The organism is Rhodanobacter sp. Root179 (assembly GCF_001428465.1).
Lineage (GTDB): Bacteria > Pseudomonadota > Gammaproteobacteria > Xanthomonadales > Rhodanobacteraceae > Rhodanobacter.
In genome coordinates this window covers 247,691-266,923 of record NZ_LMHR01000088.1, presented here as the reverse complement: position 1 = coordinate 266,923, position 19,233 = coordinate 247,691, and the positions used below count along the sequence as shown (strand labels likewise).

The 19,233-nt window shown below is 65.1% G+C and carries 15 protein-coding genes and 1 tRNA gene; all 16 read right to left on the bottom strand.

What is annotated here, in order from left to right; translation table 11 throughout:
* Positions 1-33 precede the first annotated feature (33 nt).
* The 16 genes from infB to ASD82_RS16295 all read right to left on the bottom strand — a co-directional run bounded on the left by infB (position 34) and on the right by ASD82_RS16295 (position 19,229).
* Positions 34-2,847 (bottom strand): translation initiation factor IF-2, encoded by a 2,814-nt coding sequence (gene infB, locus ASD82_RS16370; RefSeq protein WP_056718848.1) that lies wholly within the window; start codon positions 2,845-2,847, stop codon positions 34-36.
* A 131-nt stretch (positions 2,848-2,978) separates the two neighbouring features.
* Positions 2,979-4,484, bottom strand: a complete 1,506-nt coding sequence (gene nusA, locus ASD82_RS16365; protein WP_007805223.1) for a transcription termination factor NusA — start codon at positions 4,482-4,484, stop codon at positions 2,979-2,981.
* A gap of 118 nt (positions 4,485-4,602) precedes the next feature.
* Positions 4,603-5,133 carry a ribosome maturation factor RimP gene (rimP, locus tag ASD82_RS16360; protein WP_056718847.1) on the bottom strand — a complete coding sequence of 177 codons (531 nt, stop codon included), beginning with the start codon at positions 5,131-5,133 and terminating at the stop codon, positions 4,603-4,605.
* Between the two features lie 197 nt (positions 5,134-5,330).
* Positions 5,331-5,407, bottom strand: a tRNA-Met gene (locus ASD82_RS16355).
* Between the two features lie 77 nt (positions 5,408-5,484).
* The gene (gene nuoN / locus ASD82_RS16350; RefSeq protein WP_056718846.1) at positions 5,485-6,939 is read right to left on the bottom strand and encodes an NADH-quinone oxidoreductase subunit NuoN; all 1,455 of its coding nucleotides are present in this window, start codon (positions 6,937-6,939) and stop codon (positions 5,485-5,487) included.
* Positions 6,940-6,951: 12 nt separating this feature from the next.
* Entirely contained in the window at positions 6,952-8,460 is a 1,509-nt protein-coding gene (locus ASD82_RS16345; RefSeq protein ID WP_056718845.1) for an NADH-quinone oxidoreductase subunit M, read from the bottom strand.
* 13 nt (positions 8,461-8,473) lie between these two features.
* On the bottom strand, positions 8,474-10,516 hold the full coding sequence (gene nuoL, locus ASD82_RS16340; RefSeq protein ID WP_056718844.1) for an NADH-quinone oxidoreductase subunit L: 2,043 nt from the start codon (positions 10,514-10,516) through the stop codon (positions 8,474-8,476).
* 4 nt (positions 10,517-10,520) lie between these two features.
* Positions 10,521-10,826, bottom strand: coding sequence for an NADH-quinone oxidoreductase subunit NuoK (gene nuoK, locus ASD82_RS16335; RefSeq protein ID WP_007805214.1), 306 nt, complete (start codon positions 10,824-10,826; stop codon positions 10,521-10,523).
* The gene (locus ASD82_RS16330; protein WP_056718843.1) at positions 10,823-11,467 is read right to left on the bottom strand and encodes an NADH-quinone oxidoreductase subunit J; all 645 of its coding nucleotides are present in this window, start codon (positions 11,465-11,467) and stop codon (positions 10,823-10,825) included. Before ASD82_RS16330 ends, nuoK begins: the two co-directional genes overlap by 4 nt.
* An 8-nt stretch (positions 11,468-11,475) precedes the next feature.
* On the bottom strand, positions 11,476-11,967 hold the full coding sequence (nuoI, locus tag ASD82_RS16325; RefSeq protein ID WP_007805211.1) for an NADH-quinone oxidoreductase subunit NuoI: 492 nt from the start codon (positions 11,965-11,967) through the stop codon (positions 11,476-11,478).
* Between the two features lie 7 nt (positions 11,968-11,974).
* On the bottom strand, positions 11,975-13,003 hold the full coding sequence (nuoH, locus tag ASD82_RS16320) for an NADH-quinone oxidoreductase subunit NuoH (protein ID WP_056718842.1): 1,029 nt from the start codon (positions 13,001-13,003) through the stop codon (positions 11,975-11,977).
* 4 nt (positions 13,004-13,007) lie between these two features.
* Positions 13,008-15,332 (bottom strand): NADH-quinone oxidoreductase subunit NuoG, encoded by a 2,325-nt coding sequence (gene nuoG, locus ASD82_RS16315; RefSeq protein ID WP_056718841.1) that lies wholly within the window; start codon positions 15,330-15,332, stop codon positions 13,008-13,010.
* On the bottom strand, positions 15,329-16,654 hold the full coding sequence (gene nuoF / locus ASD82_RS16310; protein WP_056718840.1) for an NADH-quinone oxidoreductase subunit NuoF: 1,326 nt from the start codon (positions 16,652-16,654) through the stop codon (positions 15,329-15,331). The genes nuoG and nuoF overlap by 4 nt, the downstream gene beginning before the upstream one ends.
* Positions 16,654-17,223, bottom strand: coding sequence for an NADH-quinone oxidoreductase subunit NuoE (gene nuoE, locus ASD82_RS16305; protein ID WP_007805207.1), 570 nt, complete (start codon positions 17,221-17,223; stop codon positions 16,654-16,656). The genes nuoF and nuoE overlap by 1 nt, the downstream gene beginning before the upstream one ends.
* Before the next feature lie 21 nt (positions 17,224-17,244).
* On the bottom strand, positions 17,245-18,498 hold the full coding sequence (locus ASD82_RS16300) for an NADH-quinone oxidoreductase subunit D (RefSeq protein WP_056718839.1): 1,254 nt from the start codon (positions 18,496-18,498) through the stop codon (positions 17,245-17,247).
* A 2-nt stretch (positions 18,499-18,500) separates the two neighbouring features.
* Positions 18,501-19,229: an NADH-quinone oxidoreductase subunit C gene (locus ASD82_RS16295; protein ID WP_056718838.1), complete on the bottom strand. Its 729-nt coding sequence runs from the start codon at positions 19,227-19,229 to the stop codon at positions 18,501-18,503.
* Positions 19,230-19,233: the final 4 nt, after the last annotated feature.

Sequence of the window (19,233 nt, the reverse complement as noted above, 5' to 3'; positions counted from 1 at the left end):
CACTCCTCACTCCTCTTCCCCCACTCCTCGCCTTTACAGCGTGCGTGCCACCTCGGTGCGCTCGAAGCACTCGATCTGGTCGCCCGGCTTGACGTCGTTGTACTGCTTGACGGCGATGCCGCACTCCATGCCGTTGCGCACTTCGTCGACCAGTTCCTTGAAGCGGCGCAGCGATTCCAGCTCGCCCTCGAAGATCACCACGTTGTCGCGCAGCACGCGGATCGGCTTGCTGCGCTTGACCGTGCCTTCGGTGACCATGCAACCGGCCACCGCGCCGAACTTGGAGCTGCGGAACACGTCACGGACTTCGGCGGTGCCGATGATGTCCTCGCGCACTTCCATGCCGAGCAGGCCGGTGGCTGCCTGGGTCACCTGGTCGATCACGTCGTAGATGATCGAGAAGTAGCGCACGTCCAGGCCGCTGGTCTCGATCACCTTGCGCGCCGACGCGTCGGCGCGGACGTTGAAACCGATGATCAACGCCTTGGACGCGGCCGCCAGGGTGGCGTCGGACTCGGTGATGCCGCCCACGCCGGAGGCCACCACGTTGACCCGCACCCGATCGTTGCCGATCTGGGTCAGCGACTCGCGCAAGGCTTCGACCGAGCCCTGCACGTCGCCCTTGACCAGGATGTTGAGCGTCTGCTGCTCCACGCCCTGGCCCATCTTGGCGATGATGTCCTCGAGCCGATTGCTCTTGCTGACCATGCGCGTCTCGCGGCGCTTCTGCTGACGCTCCTCGGCGACCTCGCGGGCCAGACGCTCGTCCTCGACGGCGACGAAATCGTCACCGGTCTCCGGCACGCCGGACAGACCCAGCACCTGCACCGGAATCGACGGACCGGCTTCGGTCACCTGCTTGCCGGTTTCGTCGATCAGCGCGCGCATGCGGCCGTATTCGACGCCGCAGACCACGAAGTCGCCCTTGCGCAACGTGCCCTGCTGCACCAGCACGGTCGCCACCGGACCACGACCGCGGTCCAGGCTGGACTCGATCACCACGCCGGAGGCGCGGCCATCGGCAACGGCCTTCAATTCCATCACCTCGGCCTGCACCGAGATCGCATCGAGCAGATCCTCGACGCCGGCACCGGTCTTGGCCGACACCGGGATGAACTGGACGTCGCCGCCCCAGTCTTCCGGCACCACTTCGTACTGCACCAGGCCCTGCTTGACGTTGTCGGGGTTGGCGCCGTCCTTGTCCATCTTGTTGACCGCGACGATCAGCGGCACCTTGGCGGCGCGCGCATGCTTCACCGCTTCCACCGTCTGTGGCATCACGCCGTCATCGGCCGCCACCACCAGGATCACGATGTCGGTCGACTGCGCGCCACGGGCACGCATCGAGGTGAACGCCGCGTGGCCGGGGGTGTCCAGGAAGGTGATCACGCCCTTCGACGTTTCCACGTGGTACGCGCCGATGTGCTGGGTGATGCCGCCGGCTTCGCCGGAGGCAACCTTGGTGCGGCGGATGTAATCGAGCAGCGAGGTCTTGCCGTGGTCGACGTGGCCCATGATCGTGACCACCGGCGGGCGCGTGATCTTCTCGCCTTCCAGTTCGACGTTCTGGGTGTGCGCCGCCAGCGTTTCCTCGGCGTTGTTCTGGTTGTCGGCGACCGGCGTGTGGCCGAGCTCCTCGACCACCAGCACGGCGGTGTCGTGGTCTACGGTCTGGTTGATGGTCGCCATCACGCCCATCTTGAACAGCGCCTTGACCACCTCGGAACCCTTGACCGCCATCTTCTGGGCCAGGTCGGCGACGACGTTGCTGTCACTGATGACCACTTCGCGCACCACCGGTGCGGTGGGACGCGAGAACCCGTGCGGACCGCTCGGCGCGCTGCTGCGCGACATCTCGCGGCCGCCGCTGCGGCCAGGCTTGCCACGCTTGCCGCTGGAGGAAGAACGGCGGGCACGGTCGGCTTCGCTCAGATGCATCTGGCCACCGGCAAAACGCTTGCCCGCCTCGCGATCTTCCTTGTTGCCAGGCAGTTCGGCGCGCTCGCGCGAGTGCTTGGGTTTGCCGCGGGCGGCATCGCTGGCCGCCGTCGCCGGCGTTGCTGCCGTCGTGGCACGGGCTGGCGTTGCCGCGGCAGCGGCCGGCGCGGCAGGTGCCGCGGCCGGCTTGACCAGCTTTTCGCGTTTGCGCGGCTCGTGGATGCGCGGCAGGATCATGCCCAGCTCGCGCTGATCGATGCGCTGCACGGCCGACGCATCGTCGGCCGCAGCCACCGCGGACGGCGCCTCGGGGGCGGATTCCGGCTCGGCTGCCGCCTCGACCTTTCCGGACGTGACAGGCTCGACCTCGGGAGCAGCGGCTTCCGCCTCGCGCTGCTCCTGTTCGGCCTTGCGCTGCTGATCGTCCAGGGCACGCTGCTGCGCTTCCGCCTGCCGACGCTGTTCGGCCTCGATGCGCTCGCGCTCTTCCTGCTCGCGCTGCTGCTGCGATTCCTGCAGCTTGCGCACGGCATCCTCGCGCTCGGGCTCGGCGCTGGCTTCCTCGGCGATCACGCTGCGCTTGACGTAGGTGCGCTTGGCGCGCACTTCGACGTTGACCGTCTTGGCCGTGGCGGCGGCGCCGCGCCCGCCGGGCGTGGCGACCTTGAGCTCGCCGACCGTGCGTCGCTTGAGGGTGATCTGGCGAGGAGCGCTGTCGTCGACCTCGGCCACCGCCTCGCTCTTGCCATGCGTGCGGCGCAGGAAGCCAAGCAGCTTCACCTTCTCGGTGCTGCTGATGACCTGCTCCTGGTCGGAGAATTTCATGCCCGCCTCGCCAAGCTGCGTCAGCAGCTTGTCGACCGGCATGCCCAGTACCTGGGCGAGTTGTTTGATCGTGACGTCCGACATCGTGTTCTTTGCTCCGCCGTTCCCGCGCTTATCGTCTGTGCGGCATTGTCGCCACCGCCACCTCCATCCGTGGTGAAAGGCTTGCGAGAAGCCTTTCGCGGCACACCCATCCGGGGTGTTGCCGTCCGCGGTTAGCCGCCTTTCTCCAGTCGCGCAATCATGGGTGCCCGGGCAGCCATGATCAGCGCTGCCGCGCGATCCTCGTCCATGCCTTCGATATCGATCAGGTCATCCACCGCCAGGTCGGCCAGGTCGTCGACCGTGGCCACTTCACGCGCGGCCAGCGCATAAGCGGTGGCCTCGTCCATGCCGTCGAGCGCCAGCAGCTCGTCGGAAGGCTGATGCTCTTCCACGCCCTCCTCCACCGCCAGTGCCTCGGTCAGCAGCGCATCGCGGGCGCGGGCGCGCAGTTCCTCGACGATGTCCTCGTCGAAGCCCTCGACCGCCAGCAGCTCGGCGCTGGGCACGTAGGCGATTTCCTCGATGCTGGAAAAACCTTCCTGCACCAGGATGACCGCGATTTCCTGGTCGACTTCGAGCTTGTCCATGAACAGGGTGCGTGCAGCCTCCTGCTCGGATTCGCTCTTGGCGGTGACCTGGTCCTGGGTCATCACGTTGAGCTGCCAGCCGGTCAGCTTGCTGGCCAGGCGCACGTTCTGGCCGCCACGGCCGATCGCCTGGGACAGCTTGTCCTCGGCCACCGCGATGTCCATCGAGTGCTTTTCCTCGTCCATGATGATGGACTGCACTTCGGCCGGCGCCATCGCGTTGATGACGAACTGCGCCTGGTTCTCGTGCCACAGGATGATGTCGACGCGCTCGCCGTTGAGGTCGTTCGACACCGCCTGCACGCGCGAACCACGCATGCCGATGCAGGCGCCGATCGGATCGGTGCGGCTGTCGTGGGCCAGCACGGCGATCTTGGCGCGGTCACCCGGATCGCGGGCGCAGCCCTTGATCTCCACCAGGCCCTGGCCGACTTCCGGCACTTCCAGCTTGAACAGCTCGATCATGAATTCCGGTGCCGCGCGCGACACAAACAGCTGCGGGCCGCGGGCTTCGGACTTCACTTCGTAAAGGTAGCCGCGCACGCGATCGCCGACGCGGGCCGATTCACGGGGAATCGTCTTGTCGCGCGGGATGAACGCCTCGGCGTTGCTGCCCAGGTCGAGGTAGATGTTGCCGCGCTCGACGCGCTTGACGATGCCGGTGACCAGCTCGCCGACGCGATCGGCGAAGGCATCGACCACCTGCTGGCGCTCGGCCTCGCGCACGCGCTGCACGATCACCTGCTTGGCGGCCTGCGCCGCGATGCGGCCGAATTCGGCGTTCTCGACCTGCTGCTCGATGTATTCACCCACCTGGGCATCGGCGCGCTCGTCCAGCGCATCCATCAGGCGCAGCTGGTAGGACGGCGATTCCATCTCGCCATCGTCGGCAATCACTTCCCAGCGACGAAAGGTCTCGTACTCGCCGGTGTCGTGATTGATCGACACCCGAACATCAGGCTCCTCGTCGGGATAGCGCTTCTTCGCGGCCGAGGCCAGCGCGGCCTCCATCGCCTCGAAAATCACTTCTTCCGGCACGCCCTTTTCATTGGCGACCGCGTCGACGACCAGCAAAAGTTCTTTGCTCATTGCAGCTGCTCCATAGATGCCGACGGCACCCGAAGGTTAACTTTTGCGCTCATCCCTGAACGCCAGGATCAAAAAGCGGCCGTCCATGGCCGCACTCTCAATTTGTTTCCGACTGGCCTCAACCGGCCGGCTTCTTGCCGCCGCGCTTGGGCTGCGGCGCATAACCGAGCGCCACCCAGTCCGGCACCACACGCGCACTTTCCACCAGCGCGTGATCGAATTCGAATGTCTTGCCTTCGGCTTCCAGCACGATGTGCTCGCCTTCCACCGAAACCAGCTTGCCGCGCAAGCGGCGACGCCCTTCCAGCGGCGCCTTCAGCAGCAACTTCACTTCCTGTCCGTCGACCCGCGCAAACTGTTCCGCGGTGAACAGCGGACGATCCAGACCCGGCGAGGAAACCTCCAGCACGTAATGGCCCGGAATCGGATCTTCCACGTCGAGCATGGCGGACAATTCACGACTGGCGGATTCGCAATCCTCGATACCCACTTCGCGGCGTTCGCCGTCGCCGGTCGTCTTGTCCAGCAGGTCCAGGTAGACGCGAAGGGTACTCTGCCCATGCGACGGATTGAACTCCACGCCAAGGCATTCCAGGCCCAGATCGGCCAGTACCTCGGTGAAGCGTTGTGCCAGTGCCTGTGTATCCATGGTCGTCTTCCCGACTCACTCCGTCAGAACGGCAGAAACAAAAAATGGGCTCCAACGGCCCATTTCCTTATCACGCCGATGTTCCTCCTCGTGCAGCTCTTTCCGGTGCGCTCGACAGCCGGAGCCGTCAGGCACGACGCATCCGTGCGCCCAACAAAAAAGCCTCACGAGGAGGCTTTCTTGCATCAAGAAAGATCTGGTAGCGGGGGCAGGATTCGAACCTGCGACCTTCGGGTTATGAGCCCGACGAGCTGCCAGACTGCTCCACCCCGCATCAGAGTCCGAAGAGTTTACCGGGGTGGCCGGTTTCTTGCAAGCCTCAATCGTTCAGCAATGGCATCCATCGGCGATTCAGAGACCGAATGCACGACGGCACCATCCCAGCAGCGGACCCCAGTACAGGCCTAGCGCCAGCAGCGACAGCGCATTGATCGACAGCACCACGCGCAGCGGCTTGTCCGCCTGCGCCTGCAACTGGCTGCCTTCGGCCGGCTTGTCGAAGTACATCACCTTGACCACGTGCAGGTAGTAGTAGAGGCCGATGATCGCGAACACGATGCCGACGATCGCCAGCCACAGCATGTCCGCGTGGATCGCCGCTTCCAGCACCAGCACCTTGGCCCAGAAGCCGAACAGCGGCGGCACGCCGGCCAGCGAGAACATCGCCAGCAGCATCAGGAAGGCCATCCACGACGACTTCTGGTTGAGGCCCTTCAGGTCGGCGATTTCCTCGCACTCGAACCCTGCCCGGCTCATCGCCAGCATCACGCCGAACGCGGCCACGCCCATCAGCGCATAGCAGATCGCGTAGAACATCGCCGCCGCATAGCCTTCCGGGCCGGCAGCCGCCAAGCCCAGCAGCAGGTAGCCCATGTGCGAGATGGTCGAATACGCCAACATGCGCTTGAGGTTGGTCTGCACGATGGCGACCAGGTTGCCGATCGCCAGCGACAACACCGCCAGCACCGCCAGCATCAGCTGCCAGTGCTGCGACAGGTCGCCCATGCCGCCATCGAGCAGGCGCCAGGCCATGCCGAATGCGGCCAGCTTCGAACCCGAGGCGATGAAGGTGGTGACCGGCGTGGGCGCGCCCTGGTAGACGTCCGGAATCCACATGTGGAACGGCGCCGCACCCAGCTTGAAGCCGATGCCGACGATCATGAAGATCAGGCCGAACAGCAGCAGGGTCGGCGCCGTGGTGTAGCTCATCACGTTGTGCAGCTGGGCCAGGTCCAGGGACGGCGTGCCGCCCATGCCGGAAGCGCCGTAGACCATCGACATGCCGTACAACAGCATGCCCGAGGCCAGTGCGCCCAGCACGAAGTACTTGATCGCCGCCTCCGGCGGCAGTTTCGCGTCGCGGTTCAGCGCCACCAGCGCGTAGGACGACAGCGACAGCAGCTCCAGTCCCAGATAGATCGTGACCAGGTTGCCGGCCGAGACCAGCAGCATGATGCCGATCACCGCGAAAAGCATCAGCGTGTAGAACTCGCCGCCCAGCAGCTTGCGGTCGATCAGGTACGGGCGGGCGTAGACGAAGACCAGCGCGGTGGTGGCCAGCGCGAAGACCTTGAGGATCTCGGCCACGTCGTCGCGCAGGAACATGCCGCCGAAGGCGCTCCTCGCCTCCGTGGGCTGACCGGCGATCACCAGGTAGATCGCCACCAGCAGCACGGCGATCGACAGCCAGTGCAGCAGCGGGCGCTGCGCGGGCTTCATGAAGGCGTCCAGCAGCAACAGCAGGCACGCCGCTGCGACCAGGTAGAACTCCGGCAGCAGGATCAGGATGTCATTCAGTGTTGGCATGTTCGGTCCCGATCAAATCTTGTGAATGGCGAGTTGCTGCACCAGCTGCGCCACCGAGCCATCCATCAGGTGGACCAGCGGCTGCGGCCAGATGCCCAGCGCCAGCACGGCGGCGGCGAAGGACGCCAGCACGAAGGTTTCGCGGCCGTTGATTTCCTTCATCTCGGCCACGTGCGGGTTGGTGATCTCGCCCCACAGCACGCGCTTGACCAGCCACAGCGTGTAGCCCGCGCCGATGATCAGGGTGAAGGCGGCAAACAGCGCAATCCACGGATTGGCGCTGAAGCTGGCCAGGATCACCATGAACTCGCCGACGAAACCGCTGGTGCCCGGCAGGCCGCAGTTGGCCATGGCAAACAGCACGTAGAAGAAGCCGAACCACGGCATCACGTTGATCACGCCGCCGTAATCCTTGATCGCCCGGGTATGCAGGCGGTCGTACATCACGCCGATGCAGGTGAACATGGCGCCGGAGACGAAGCCGTGCGAAATCATCTGGATCATCGCGCCCTGCATGCCGAGCAGCGCCATGTCGGTATTGCCCTGCTCGCGCACCAGCGCGAACGCGATGAAGATGCCCAGCGTGACGAAGCCCATGTGCGCCACGGACGAATACGCCACCAGCTTCTTCATGTCTTCCTGCACCAGCGCGACATAGCCGATGTAGACCACCGCGACCAGGCTCAGCACGATGATGATCCACGCGAAATGCGCGCCCGCGTCCGGCACGATCGGCAGGATGAAGCGCAACATGCCGTACGTGCCCACCTTGAGCATCACCGCCGCCAGCACCACCGAGCCGCCGGTGGGCGCCTCGACGTGGGCGTCCGGCAACCAGGTGTGCACCGGCACCATCGGTACCTTGATCGCGAACGCGATCAGGAACGCGAAGAAGATCCAGGCCTGCTCATTGAACGTCAGTGGCAGCGCCGCGAGCGTGGCCAGGTCGAACGTGTGCGCCTTCTGGTACAGGTACAGCAGCGCGATCAGCATGAAGACCGAGCCGAAGAACGTGTAGATGAAGAACTTCAGCGTGGCGTACACGCGGCGCGGACCACCCCAGATGCCGATCAGGATGAACATCGGGATCAGGATGGCCTCGAACAGCGCATAGAACAGCAGCGCGTCGGTGGCGCAGAACACGCCGATCAGCAGGCCTTCCAGCATCAGCATCGCGGCCATGTACTGGTGCGGCTTGTCCTGGATGACTTCCCAGGCGCCCACGATCACCAGGATACCGACGAAGGTGGTCATCACGATCAGCGCCACCGAGATGCCGTCGACCGCCAGTCCGTAATGGACACCCCACGAGGCGATCCACAGATGGCTTTCGACCAGTTGCATGGCATTGCCGGCGGGGTCGTACTGCACCAGCAGGAACAGGCTGACCACGAAGGTCAGCACCGCCACCAGCAGCGACAGCCAGCGGGCCAGGTTCGGACGGGCCGAGCCGGCAAGCAGCACCGGGATGGCGCCGATGACGGGAAGCCAGATCAACAGGCTGAGCAAATGATTGAACATGGATCTGTTTCCCTTATTGCCCGACCGGCACGGAGCCGATGAACCAGTACCCGCCAAGCAGCAGGATCAGGCCGAGAATCATCGCGAACGCGTAGTGATAGAGGTAACCCGACTGCAGCCGGCGCGTCGTGGCAGCGATACGGTGCACCAGGCCCACCGAACCATTGACCATCGCGCCATCGATCACTGCCGTCTCGCCGGCCTTCCAGAACACCCGGCCCAGCATCACGCCACCGCGGGCGAACAGCGCGAAGTACACGTTGTCGACCCAGTACTTGCGGTCGAGCACGGTCCACAGCGGCTTCAGCGCGGACTTGATCCGGCCGGCCAGCGCGGGATTGAACAGGTAGATGTAAGTGCACGTCACGAACGCGATCACCACCAGCAGGAACGGCAGCTGGGTGAAGCCATGCAGGGCCATCGCCGCCGCGCCGTGGAACTCGTGACCGAGTTCGGCCAGCACGTTGTTGGCCTCCTCCACGTGGATCGCGTTGCCGAACCAGTTGCCGAACAGCATCGGGCCGACCGTGAAGAAGCCCACCAGCAGCGACGGAATCGCCAGCAACACCAACGGCAGGGTCACCACCCACGGCGACTCGTGCGGCGCATGCGCCAGCACGCCCGGCTCGTGATGGCCATGATCGTCATGCCCGTCGTGGCCATGACCGTGATGGTCGGCCACGGTGAAGCGCTCCTTGCCGTGGAAGGTCAGGTACATCTGGCGGAACGTGTACAGCCCCGTCACCAGTGCGGCGGCCATCACGCAGAAGTAGGCGTAATGCGCGCCCCAGCGATGCGACTCGCCGACCGCCTCGATGATCGCGTCCTTGGAGTAGAAGCCCGAGGTAAACGGAATCGCCACCAGCGCCAGCGAACCGATCCACATGGTGATCCAGGTGATCGGCATGTACTTGCGCAGGCCGCCCATGTAGCGCATGTCCTGCTCGTGGTGCATCGCGATGATCACCGAGCCGGCGCCCAGGAACAGCAGCGCCTTGAAGAACGCGTGGGTCATCAGGTGGAACACCGCGCCCGAATACATCGACACGCCCAGCGCCACCGTCATGTAGCCCAGCTGCGACAGCGTGGAGTACGCGATCACCCGCTTGATGTCGTTCTGCACGATGCCGATCAAGCCGGTAAACAGCGCCGTGGTCGCGCCCATCACCAGCACGAAGCTCAGCGCCGTCGACGACAGCTCGAACAGCGGCGACATGCGCGCCACCATGAAAATACCGGCGGTGACCATGGTCGCCGCATGGATCAGCGCGGAGATCGGGGTCGGGCCTTCCATCGAATCGGGCAGCCACACGTGCAGCGGCACCTGGGCTGATTTGCCCATCGCGCCGACGAACAGGCAGATGCAGATCACCGTGGCCGCATCCCAATGCGTGTGCGCGGTGATCTGCAGGGTCTTGCCGACCAGCCCCGGCGCCGCGTTGAACGCGGTGGCGTAATCCAGCGTGCCCAGGAAATACAGCACCGCGGCGATACCCAGCAGGAAGCCGAAATCGCCCACGCGGTTGACCAGGAACGCCTTGAGGTTGGCGAAGATCGCGGTCGGCCGCTTGTACCAGAAGCCGATCAGCAGGTACGACACCAGGCCCACCGCTTCCCAGCCGAAGAACAGCTGCATGAAGTTGTTGCTCATGACCAGCATGAACATCGAGAAGGTGAACAGCGAGATGTAGCTGAAGAAGCGGGTATAGCCCGGATCGTCGCGCATGTAGCCGATGGTATAGACATGCACCAGCAGCGACACGAAGCTCACCACCACCAGCATCATCGCGGTCAGGCGGTCGACCATGAAGCCGACGCTGGCATTGAACGGACCGATCTGGAACCAGGTGTAGAGGTTCTGGTTGTACTCGGCCGCGCCGCCCAGGGTGAGCTGGTACAGGACGTAGAACGACAGTGCGCAGGACACCAGCAGACCCAGGATGGTCACGCTGTGCGAACCGGCACGGCCGATGAAGCGGGCGAAGAAGCCGGCCAGCAGGCAGCCGACCAGTGGCGCCAGCGCAATCGTCAGCAGGATGGATGTTGAAAGCTGCATCGGATCAACCCTTCATGCTGTCGATGTCGGCGATATTGATCGTGCTGCGCGTACGGAACAGCAGCACCAGGATCGCCAGGCCGATGGCAGCTTCTGCCGCGGCCACGGTGAGGATGAAGAACACGAACACCTGCCCCGACACGTCGCCGAGGAAGCGCGAGAACGCCACGAAGTTCATGTTCACGGCAAGCAGCATCAACTCGATCGACATCAGCAGCACGATCACGTTCTTGCGGTTGATGAACAGGCCGGCGACGGCGATGCAGAACAGCACCGCGCCCAGCACGATGTAGTGCGCAAGCGTGATCATGACTGCGGCTCCTGTGATTCGGTCGATTCGTCGGGACGGACAGCGGCCATCTTCACGATGCGCACGCGACGGTTCGGGTCCGCCCTGACCTGCTGGCTGGCCGACTCGTAGCGGGCGTCACGACGCTCGCGCAGGGTCAGCGCCACGGCGGCCACGATACCCACGGTGAGGATCAGCGCCGCAATCTCGAACGGCAGCAGGAAGCTCGTGTACAGCGCGCGGCCCAGCCAGGCGGTGTTGGACACACCGGCGGCCACCGCCGGATCGGCGCCCATCACGTGCGCCTGCATCGCGCGCACGCCGATCAGGCCCAGCATTTCCGCCAGCATGATCGCGGCCACGAACAGGCCGATCGGCAGGAACTTCACGAAGCCCTCGCGCATTTTCTCCTGGTCGATGTCGAGCATCATCACCACGAACAGGAACAGCACCATCACGGCGCCGACGTAGACCACGATCAGCGCCAGGGCGAGGAACTCGGCCTCCAGCAGCAGCCACAGGCAGGCGGCGCTGAAGAAGGTCAGCACCAGCGCCAGCACCGCGTGCACCGAATTCTTCAGCGTGATCACCGACAGCGCGGCGGCCACGGTGACGAAGCCGAAGGCGTAGAAGCAGATGAGTTGAAGCAGTTGGGGATTCATCGTGGGCCTCAGCGGTACGCCGCGTCTTGTGCGCGGTCGGCGGCGATCTGCTGTTCGAAGCGGTCGCCGATGGCAAGCAGCTTCTGCTTGTCCACCACGTTCTCGCCGCGGTTCTCGAAGTGGTACTCGTGGATCGAGGTCTCGACGATCGAGTCCACCGGGCAGCTTTCCTCGCAGAAGCCGCAGAAGATGCACTTGAACAGGTCGATCTCGTAGCGGGTGGTGCGACGCTGGCCGTCGCTCTCGCGGGGCGCCGAGTCGATGGTGATCGCCAGCGCCGGGCACACCGCCTCGCACAGCTTGCAGGCAATGCAGCGTTCCTCGCCGTTCGCGTAGCGGCGCAGCGCGTGCAGGCCGCGGAAGCGGTTCGATTTGGGGATGTGCTCCATCGGGTAGCGCATCGTGTACTTGGGCTTGAACATGTAGCGCATGGTCAGCGCCATGCCCTGCAGCAGCTCGATCAGCAGCAGGCTCTTGAAATAGGCGGAAATGCGATTCATTGGATCCTCAGGCCCCCGTGCCGATACTGACCAGGCCGTAGTACTTCATCAGGCCCGCCACGAAAACCCACGCGATGGCGATGGGAATGAACACCTTCCAGCCCAGCCGCATGATCTGGTCATAGCGATAGCGCGGGAAGGTGGCGCGGAACCACAGGAACATGAAGGAGAACAGGAAGGCCTTGAGCAGCAGCCACGGAAAACCGCCGTGTCCGATGAAGCCCCACGAGGCCGGGAACGGCGACAGCCAGCCGCCCATGAACAGGATCGCGGCCAGGAAGCTGACCAGGATCATGCTGGCGTATTCGGCCAGGAAGAACAGCGCGAACGCCGAACCGGAGTACTCCACGTGGAAGCCGGCCACGATCTCCGACTCGCCCTCGGCCACGTCGAACGGGGCGCGGTTGGTCTCGGCCACGCCGGAGATGAAATAGATCACGAACACCGGCAGCAGCGGCAGCCAGAACCAGTCGAAGATGCCCTTGCTGCCGGCCTGCGCGTTGACGATCTCGGTGAGGTTCAGCGAACCGGCCAGCACCAGCACGCAGACCAGGCACAGGCCCATCGCCAGCTCATAGGAGATCACCTGCGCGGCCGAACGCATCGCGCCGAGCAACGCATAGCGCGAGTTGGACGCCCAGCCGGCGATGATGATGCCGTACACGCCCATCGAGGTCATCGCCAGCAGGTACAGCACGCCGGCGTTCGCGTTGGACAGCACCATCGAGCTGCTGAACGGCACCACCGCCCACACCGCCAGCGCGGGCACCAGCGCGATCATCGGTGCCATGTAGTAGAGGAAGCGGTTCGCCTTGGTCGGCAGGATCACTTCCTTGATCAGCAGTTTCACCACGTCGGCGAAGGCCTGCAGCACGCCGAACGGGCCGATCTTGTTCGGTCCCATGCGCACGTGCATCCAGCCGAGAACCTTGCGCTCCCAGTAGACGAACATCGCCACCGCGAGCACCAGCGGCAACACGATCGCCAGGATGTACAGGATCGGCACGACGAGCTGATGGATGAGTTGATCAAGCATCTGCTTAAGCCTTGCTCAGGGTGATGGACGCGCCATACGGCGGCAGCGTGGCGGTGAGGTCATGCGCAGCCTCGATCCAGACCGCGCCATCGGGCACGGCGGCATCGATCACCAGCGGCAACGAGGCCTCGACCACACGTACGGTGTCGCCGACGGCAAGACCCTGGCGGGTCGCCTCGGCGGCATTCATGCGCGCCGCCGGGGCACGATTGAGCGGATGCGCATTCAGCGCCGTGGCACGACGCAGCACGGCATCCATGCGATAGATCGGCCAGGTCGCCAGACGGCTCAGGCCGCCCGTCGTGACGCGCGCCGCCAGACCCTGGCGTTCGGAGACCGCCCGCCCGGCGATACCTTCGCGCAGACCGGCAAGATCGTCGAACTCGAAACCGGCCAGTTGCAGCGCGCCGCCCAGCGCACGCAGCACCTTCCAGCCCGGCCGGGCCTCCCCCGGTGCCTTCGCGCCGGCCGCCACGCCCTGGGCCAGGCCGTCGACGTTGACCAGGGTGGCCTCGCTTTCCGGCAGCAAGGCGATCGGCAGGATCACGTCGGCCACCTCGCGCAGCGCCGGGCTGGCGTAGGCGCTGAACGCCACCACCTGCTCGGCCGCGCGCAAGGCGTTCAGGGCCGCTGCGCCATCGGCGAAATCGTGCGGCGGCTCGACACCGTACAACACATAGCTCTTGCGCGGCTGCGCCAGCATCGCCTGCGCGTCCAGCCCGCCATTGCCCGGCACCACGCCGAGCTGGGCCAGGCCCACCGCATTGGCGCCCACCGGCAACTCGTCGTAGCCGGCGCCCGTGGCGTCGGCAATGAAACGGGCGATGGCACGCAACCAGGACGCCTGCGGATGGGTTACCGCGGCCTCGCCCAGGATCACCACCGCCGGGCCCGACTTCAGCGCCGCGATCGTGTCGTTGCCGGCGTCGTCGCCCGCTACCGCAGCAATGGCGTCGGCCAGCGCCGCCGGCGCCGAAGCGCCCGCGGCGACTGCCGCCCTGGCCAGCGTCATCAGGGCGTCGACCATGGCCGACGGGGCAACGATCGCCTCACCGGCCAGCTTGTAATTGAAATCGAAACGCGCCGGATTGATCGCGTAGATCCTGGCGCCCTTCTTGGTCGCCTGGTGGATGCGGTGGTTGAGCAGCGGCATCTCGTGGCGCAGGTCCGAACCGACCAGCAGCGCTGCGCGGACCTGGCCGACTTCCGCCACCGGCAAGCCGAACGGGCGCGCCACGGCGTTGTCGGCGAAATCGAGCTGGCGCAGGCGATGATCGACGTGGGCGCTGCCCAGGCCGCGGGCCAGCCGCATCAGCAGATCGCCTTCCTCGTTCGAGCTGGCCGGATGAACCAGCATGCCCAGCTCGCTGCCCGGCGCCTTCTTCAGTGCCTCGCCGGCAAATTCCAGCGCCTCTTCCCAGCCAACCACCTGCCACTGGCCGTTGCGCTTGATCTCCGGCTTGCCGATGCGGTCGTCGGCATACATGCCCTGGTGGCTGTAGCGGTCGCGATCGGACAGCCAGCACTCGTTGACCGCCTCGTTGTCGCGAGGCACGGTGCGCAGCACCTCGCCACGGCGCACGTGCAGCCACAGGTTGGAACCCAGTGCATCGTGGTAGCCGACGGACGGCTTGGCGACCAGCTCCCAGGCACGTGCCTTGAACTGGAACGGCTTGTTGGTCAGCGCGCCGACCGGGCAGACATCGATGATGTTGCCGGACAGCTCGGTCTCGATCGTCTTGCCGATATAGGTGCCGATCTGCAGGTCTTCGGTACGCCCCATGCCGCCGAGCTCATAGCTGCCGGCGATCTCGCTGGTGAAACGCACGCAGCGGGTGCAGTGAATGCAGCGGGTCATCTCGGTGGCGACCAGCGGCCCGATGTTCTCGTCGGCCACGGCGCGCTTGCGCTCGGTGTAGCGCGACACACTGCGGCCATAACCCAGCGCCACGTCCTGCAATTCGCACTCGCCGCCCTGGTCGCAGACCGGGCAGTCCAGCGGATGGTTGATCAGCAGGAATTCCATCACGTCTTTCTGGAATTTCAGCGCCTTGTCCGAGCGCGTCATCACCTTCATGCCTTCGGCCACCGGAGTGGCGCACGCCGGCTGCGGCTTGGGCATCAGCTTGCCGCCCATCTCCACGTCGACCAGGCACATGCGGCAGTTGGCGGCGATCGGCAGCTTGCGGTGATAGCAGAAACGCGGGATCGATACGCCGATCGCGTCGGCCGCCTCGATGATCATCGCGCCCTTGCGGATCTGCGTCGGCTTGCCGTCGACCTCGATGTTGATCAGGTCCGGCGCGGTGCCGGTCGGCTGCGCACTCATGCAGCAACTCCAGAGTTGGCTTGTGCAAGCTTGTCCTCGACCATCGAGCGACCGTGCTGCACGAAGTATTCGAATTCATTCCAGAAGCGGGCCAGGAAGCCCTGCACCGGCCACGCGGCGGCTTCGCCGAAGGCGCAGATGGTGTGGCCCTCGATCTGGCCGGCGATCGCCTTCAGCCGATGCAGGTCTTCCTCGGTGCCCCTGCCCTCGACGATGCGGGTCAGCACACGGTGCATCCAGCCGGTGCCCTCGCGGCACGGCGTGCACTGGCCACACGACTCGGCCTTGTAGAAACGCGAGATGCGGTGGCAGACCCTGACCATGCAGGTGGTCTCGTCCATCACGATTACCGCGCCGGAACCCAGGCCCGAACCGGCCTTCTGCAGGCAGTCGTAGTCCATCGTGCTGTCGAGCATGATCTCGGCCGGCAGCACCTTCATCGACGAGCCGCCGGGGATCACCGCCTTGAGCTTGTGGCCGTTGCGCACGCCGCCGGCCATCGCCAGCAGCTCGGAGAACGGCGTGCCCAGGCGGATCTCGAAATTGCCGGGGTTGTTGACGTGGCCGGAGACGGAAAAGATCTTCGGGCCGCCATTGTTCGGCTTGCCGAGGTCGAGGAACCAGTCGGCGCCGTTGCGCAGGATCGCCGGCACCGAGGCATAGGTCTCGGTGTTGTTGATCGTGGTCGGCTTGCCATACAGGCCGAAACCGGCCGGGAACGGCGGCTTGAAGCGCGGCTGGCCCTTCTTGCCTTCCAGCGATTCCATCAGCGCGGTTTCTTCGCCGCAGATGTAGGCGCCCGCGCCGAGCGCGTTGTAGATGTCCACGTCGATGCCACTGCCCTGCACGTTCTTGCCGAGCAGGCCGGCGGCGTAGGCTTCCTTCAGCGCCTCCTCGATGTGCTCGTAGGGCTCGTGATGGAATTCGCCGCGCAGGTAGTTGTAGGCCACGGTGGAACCGGTGCAATAGCAGGCGATGGCCAGGCCCTCGATCACCGCATGCGGGTTGTAACGCAGGATGTCGCGGTCCTTCGCCGTGCCCGGCTCGGACTCGTCCGAGTTGCACAGGATGTACTTCTGCATGTCGCCCTTGGGCATGAAGGACCACTTCAGGCCGGTCGGGAAGCCCGCGCCGCCACGGCCGCGCAGGCTGCTCTTCTTGATCTCGTCGACCAGCGAGGCCGGGTCGGGCTTCTCGGCGAGGATCTTCTTCCACGCCTTGTAGCCATCGACCTTCTCGTAGCTTTCCATCGACCACGGCTTGTCGAAATGCAGCGTGGTGTAGACAACCTGGTGGTCCTGGGGTGCGGGTCCGACAGCCATCAGTGGTTCCCCTCGGCGTCGTGGCCGTGCGCAGGGCCATCCATGCTCAGGCCATCGAGGATCGCGTCGATCTTCTCGACGGTTAGGCGCTCATGGTAATGACCGTTCACCGTCATCGCCGGTGCGTAGACGCACGCCGCGATGCATTCTTCTTCCAGTTTCAGATAGATCCGGCCATCGGGCGTGCTTTCGCCCGCCTTGATGCCGAGCTTGGTCTCGCAGTGGCGCAGCAGGTCTTCCGCGCCGTTGAGCCAGCACGAGATGTTGGTGCAGATCGCCACGTTGTTGCGGCCGACCGGCCTGGTTTCCAGCATCGAGTAGAAGCTAGCCACCTCGTACGCCCAGATCGCCGGCAGCTCGAGATACTTGGCCACCGCGGTGATCAGCTCGTCGGTGAGGTAGCCATGGTTCTGCTCCTGCGCGCCAAACAGCGCCTGGATCAGCGCCGAGCGCTTGCGGTCCGGCGGGAACTTGGCCGCCCAGGCATCGATGTGCCGGCGGGTGTGTTCGGTGAGTACGGCGAACGGGTCGACGTTCCTGACCTGCTCGAAATGTCCGGTGGCTTTCATGGGTTTCTCCGTCGTGCCGGCTCAGCGATCCACTTCGCCGAACACGAGGTCATAGGTACCGATCATGGCCACCACGTCGGCGAGCATGTGGCCGCGCACGATGGTGTCCATGGATGACAGGTGGGCGAAGCCCGGTGCGCGCAGGTGCACGCGGAACGGCTTGTTGGCGCCGTCGGAAACCAGGTAGCAGCCGAACTCGCCCTTGGGCGCCTCGACCGCGCAATAGGTCTCGCCGGCCGGCACGCAATAGCCTTCGGTGAACAGCTTGAAGTGATGGATCATGGCTTCCATGTCCTCCTTCATCTCGACCCGCGACGGCGGGGCGACCTTGAAGTTCTTCACCATCACCGGGCCGGGGTTGGCCTTCAGCCACTGCACGCACTGCCGGATGATCCGGTTCGACTGGCGCATCTCTTCCACGCGCACCAGGTAACGGTCGTAGCAGTCGCCGTTGACGCCGACCGGGATGTCGAAGTCCATCTCGGCGTACTTCGCGTACGGCTGCTTCTTGCGCAGGTCCCACTCGACGCCCGAGCCGCGCAGCATCGCGCCGGTCATGCCCCATTGCTGGGCCAGTTCCGGGCTGATCACGCCGATGCCGACGGTGCGCTGTTTCCAGATGCGGTTGGTGGTGAGCAGTTCCTCGTACTCGTCCACCTTGGACGGGAAGTCGGCAGTGAACGCCTCGAGGTAGTCGAGCATCGACCCTTCGCGCCAGCTGTTGATGCGCTTCAGGTCGGCACCCTTGTGCCACGGCGACTCGCGGTACTTCGACATCTGTTCGGGCAGGTCGCGGTAGACGCCGCCGGGGCGATAGTACGTGGCGTGCATGCGCGCGCCCGACACCGCCTCGTAGACGTCCATCAGTTCCTCGCGTTCGCGGAACGCGTACAGGATCACCGCCATCGCGCCCAGGTCGAGCGCGTTCGAGCCGATCCACATCAGGTGGTTCAGGATGCGGGTGATCTCGTCGAACATGGTGCGGATGTACTGCGCACGCTCCGGCGCCGCGATCCCCAGCAGGGTCTCGATCGAGCGCACGTAGGCGTGCTCGTTGCACATCATCGACACGTAGTCGAGCCGGTCCATGTAGCCGATCGACTGGTTGAAAGGCTTGGACTCGGCGAGCTTTTCGGTACCGCGATGCAGCAGGCCCACGTGGGGATCGGCGCGGACGATGGTCTCGCCGTCCATCTCCATGATCAGGCGCAGCACGCCATGGGCGGCCGGATGCTGCGGGCCGAAATTCATCGTGTAGTTGCGGATCTCTTGCATGCTCAATTCTCCCGCCAGTGATCGGCGGCTTCGGCCTTGGCCTGCATCAGGTCGGCATCGTCGCGAATGGTGCGTGGAACCAGCACGCGCGGTTCGATCGACACCGGCTCGTAGATCACCCGCTTCTGCAGCGGGTCGTAGCGCACTTCGACGTTGCCGATCAGCGGGAAGTCCTTGCGGAACGGATGGCCGACGAAGCCATAGTCGGTGAGGATGCGGCGCAGGTCGGGATGGCCATCGAAGATGATGCCGTACAGGTCGAACGCCTCGCGCTCGAACCAGTTCACGCCCGGCCACACCAGGGTCAGCGAAGGCACCACCGGCAGGCTGTCGTCCGCGCAGAACACGCGCAGTCGCAGGCGCCGGTTGTGTTCGAGCGAGAGCAACTGGATCACCGCGGCGAACCGGCGCGGCTGGCTTCCGCCGCGGGGACGTCCGGCCCAGTCGAAGCGACCCTGGGCTTCGCCTTCCACACCGCGGGAAAAGCCGGTGCCGGAGACGGTATCAGTATCCCACTCGGTCTGGCCGTAGCCGAGATAGTCGATGCCGCACAGGTCGATCAGTTCGCTGAAGCGGAACGCCGGCTCGTCGCGCAGCGCGGTGGCCACGGCGATCAGGTCGGCCGCTGCGAGTTCGGCGACGGTTTCATTGCGAACCGTGCTGATGCTCAGCGTGTCGCCGAATCGCGCGATCAGCTGGGTGGCCAGCGAGGTCTTGGGGGTATCGGTCATGGCT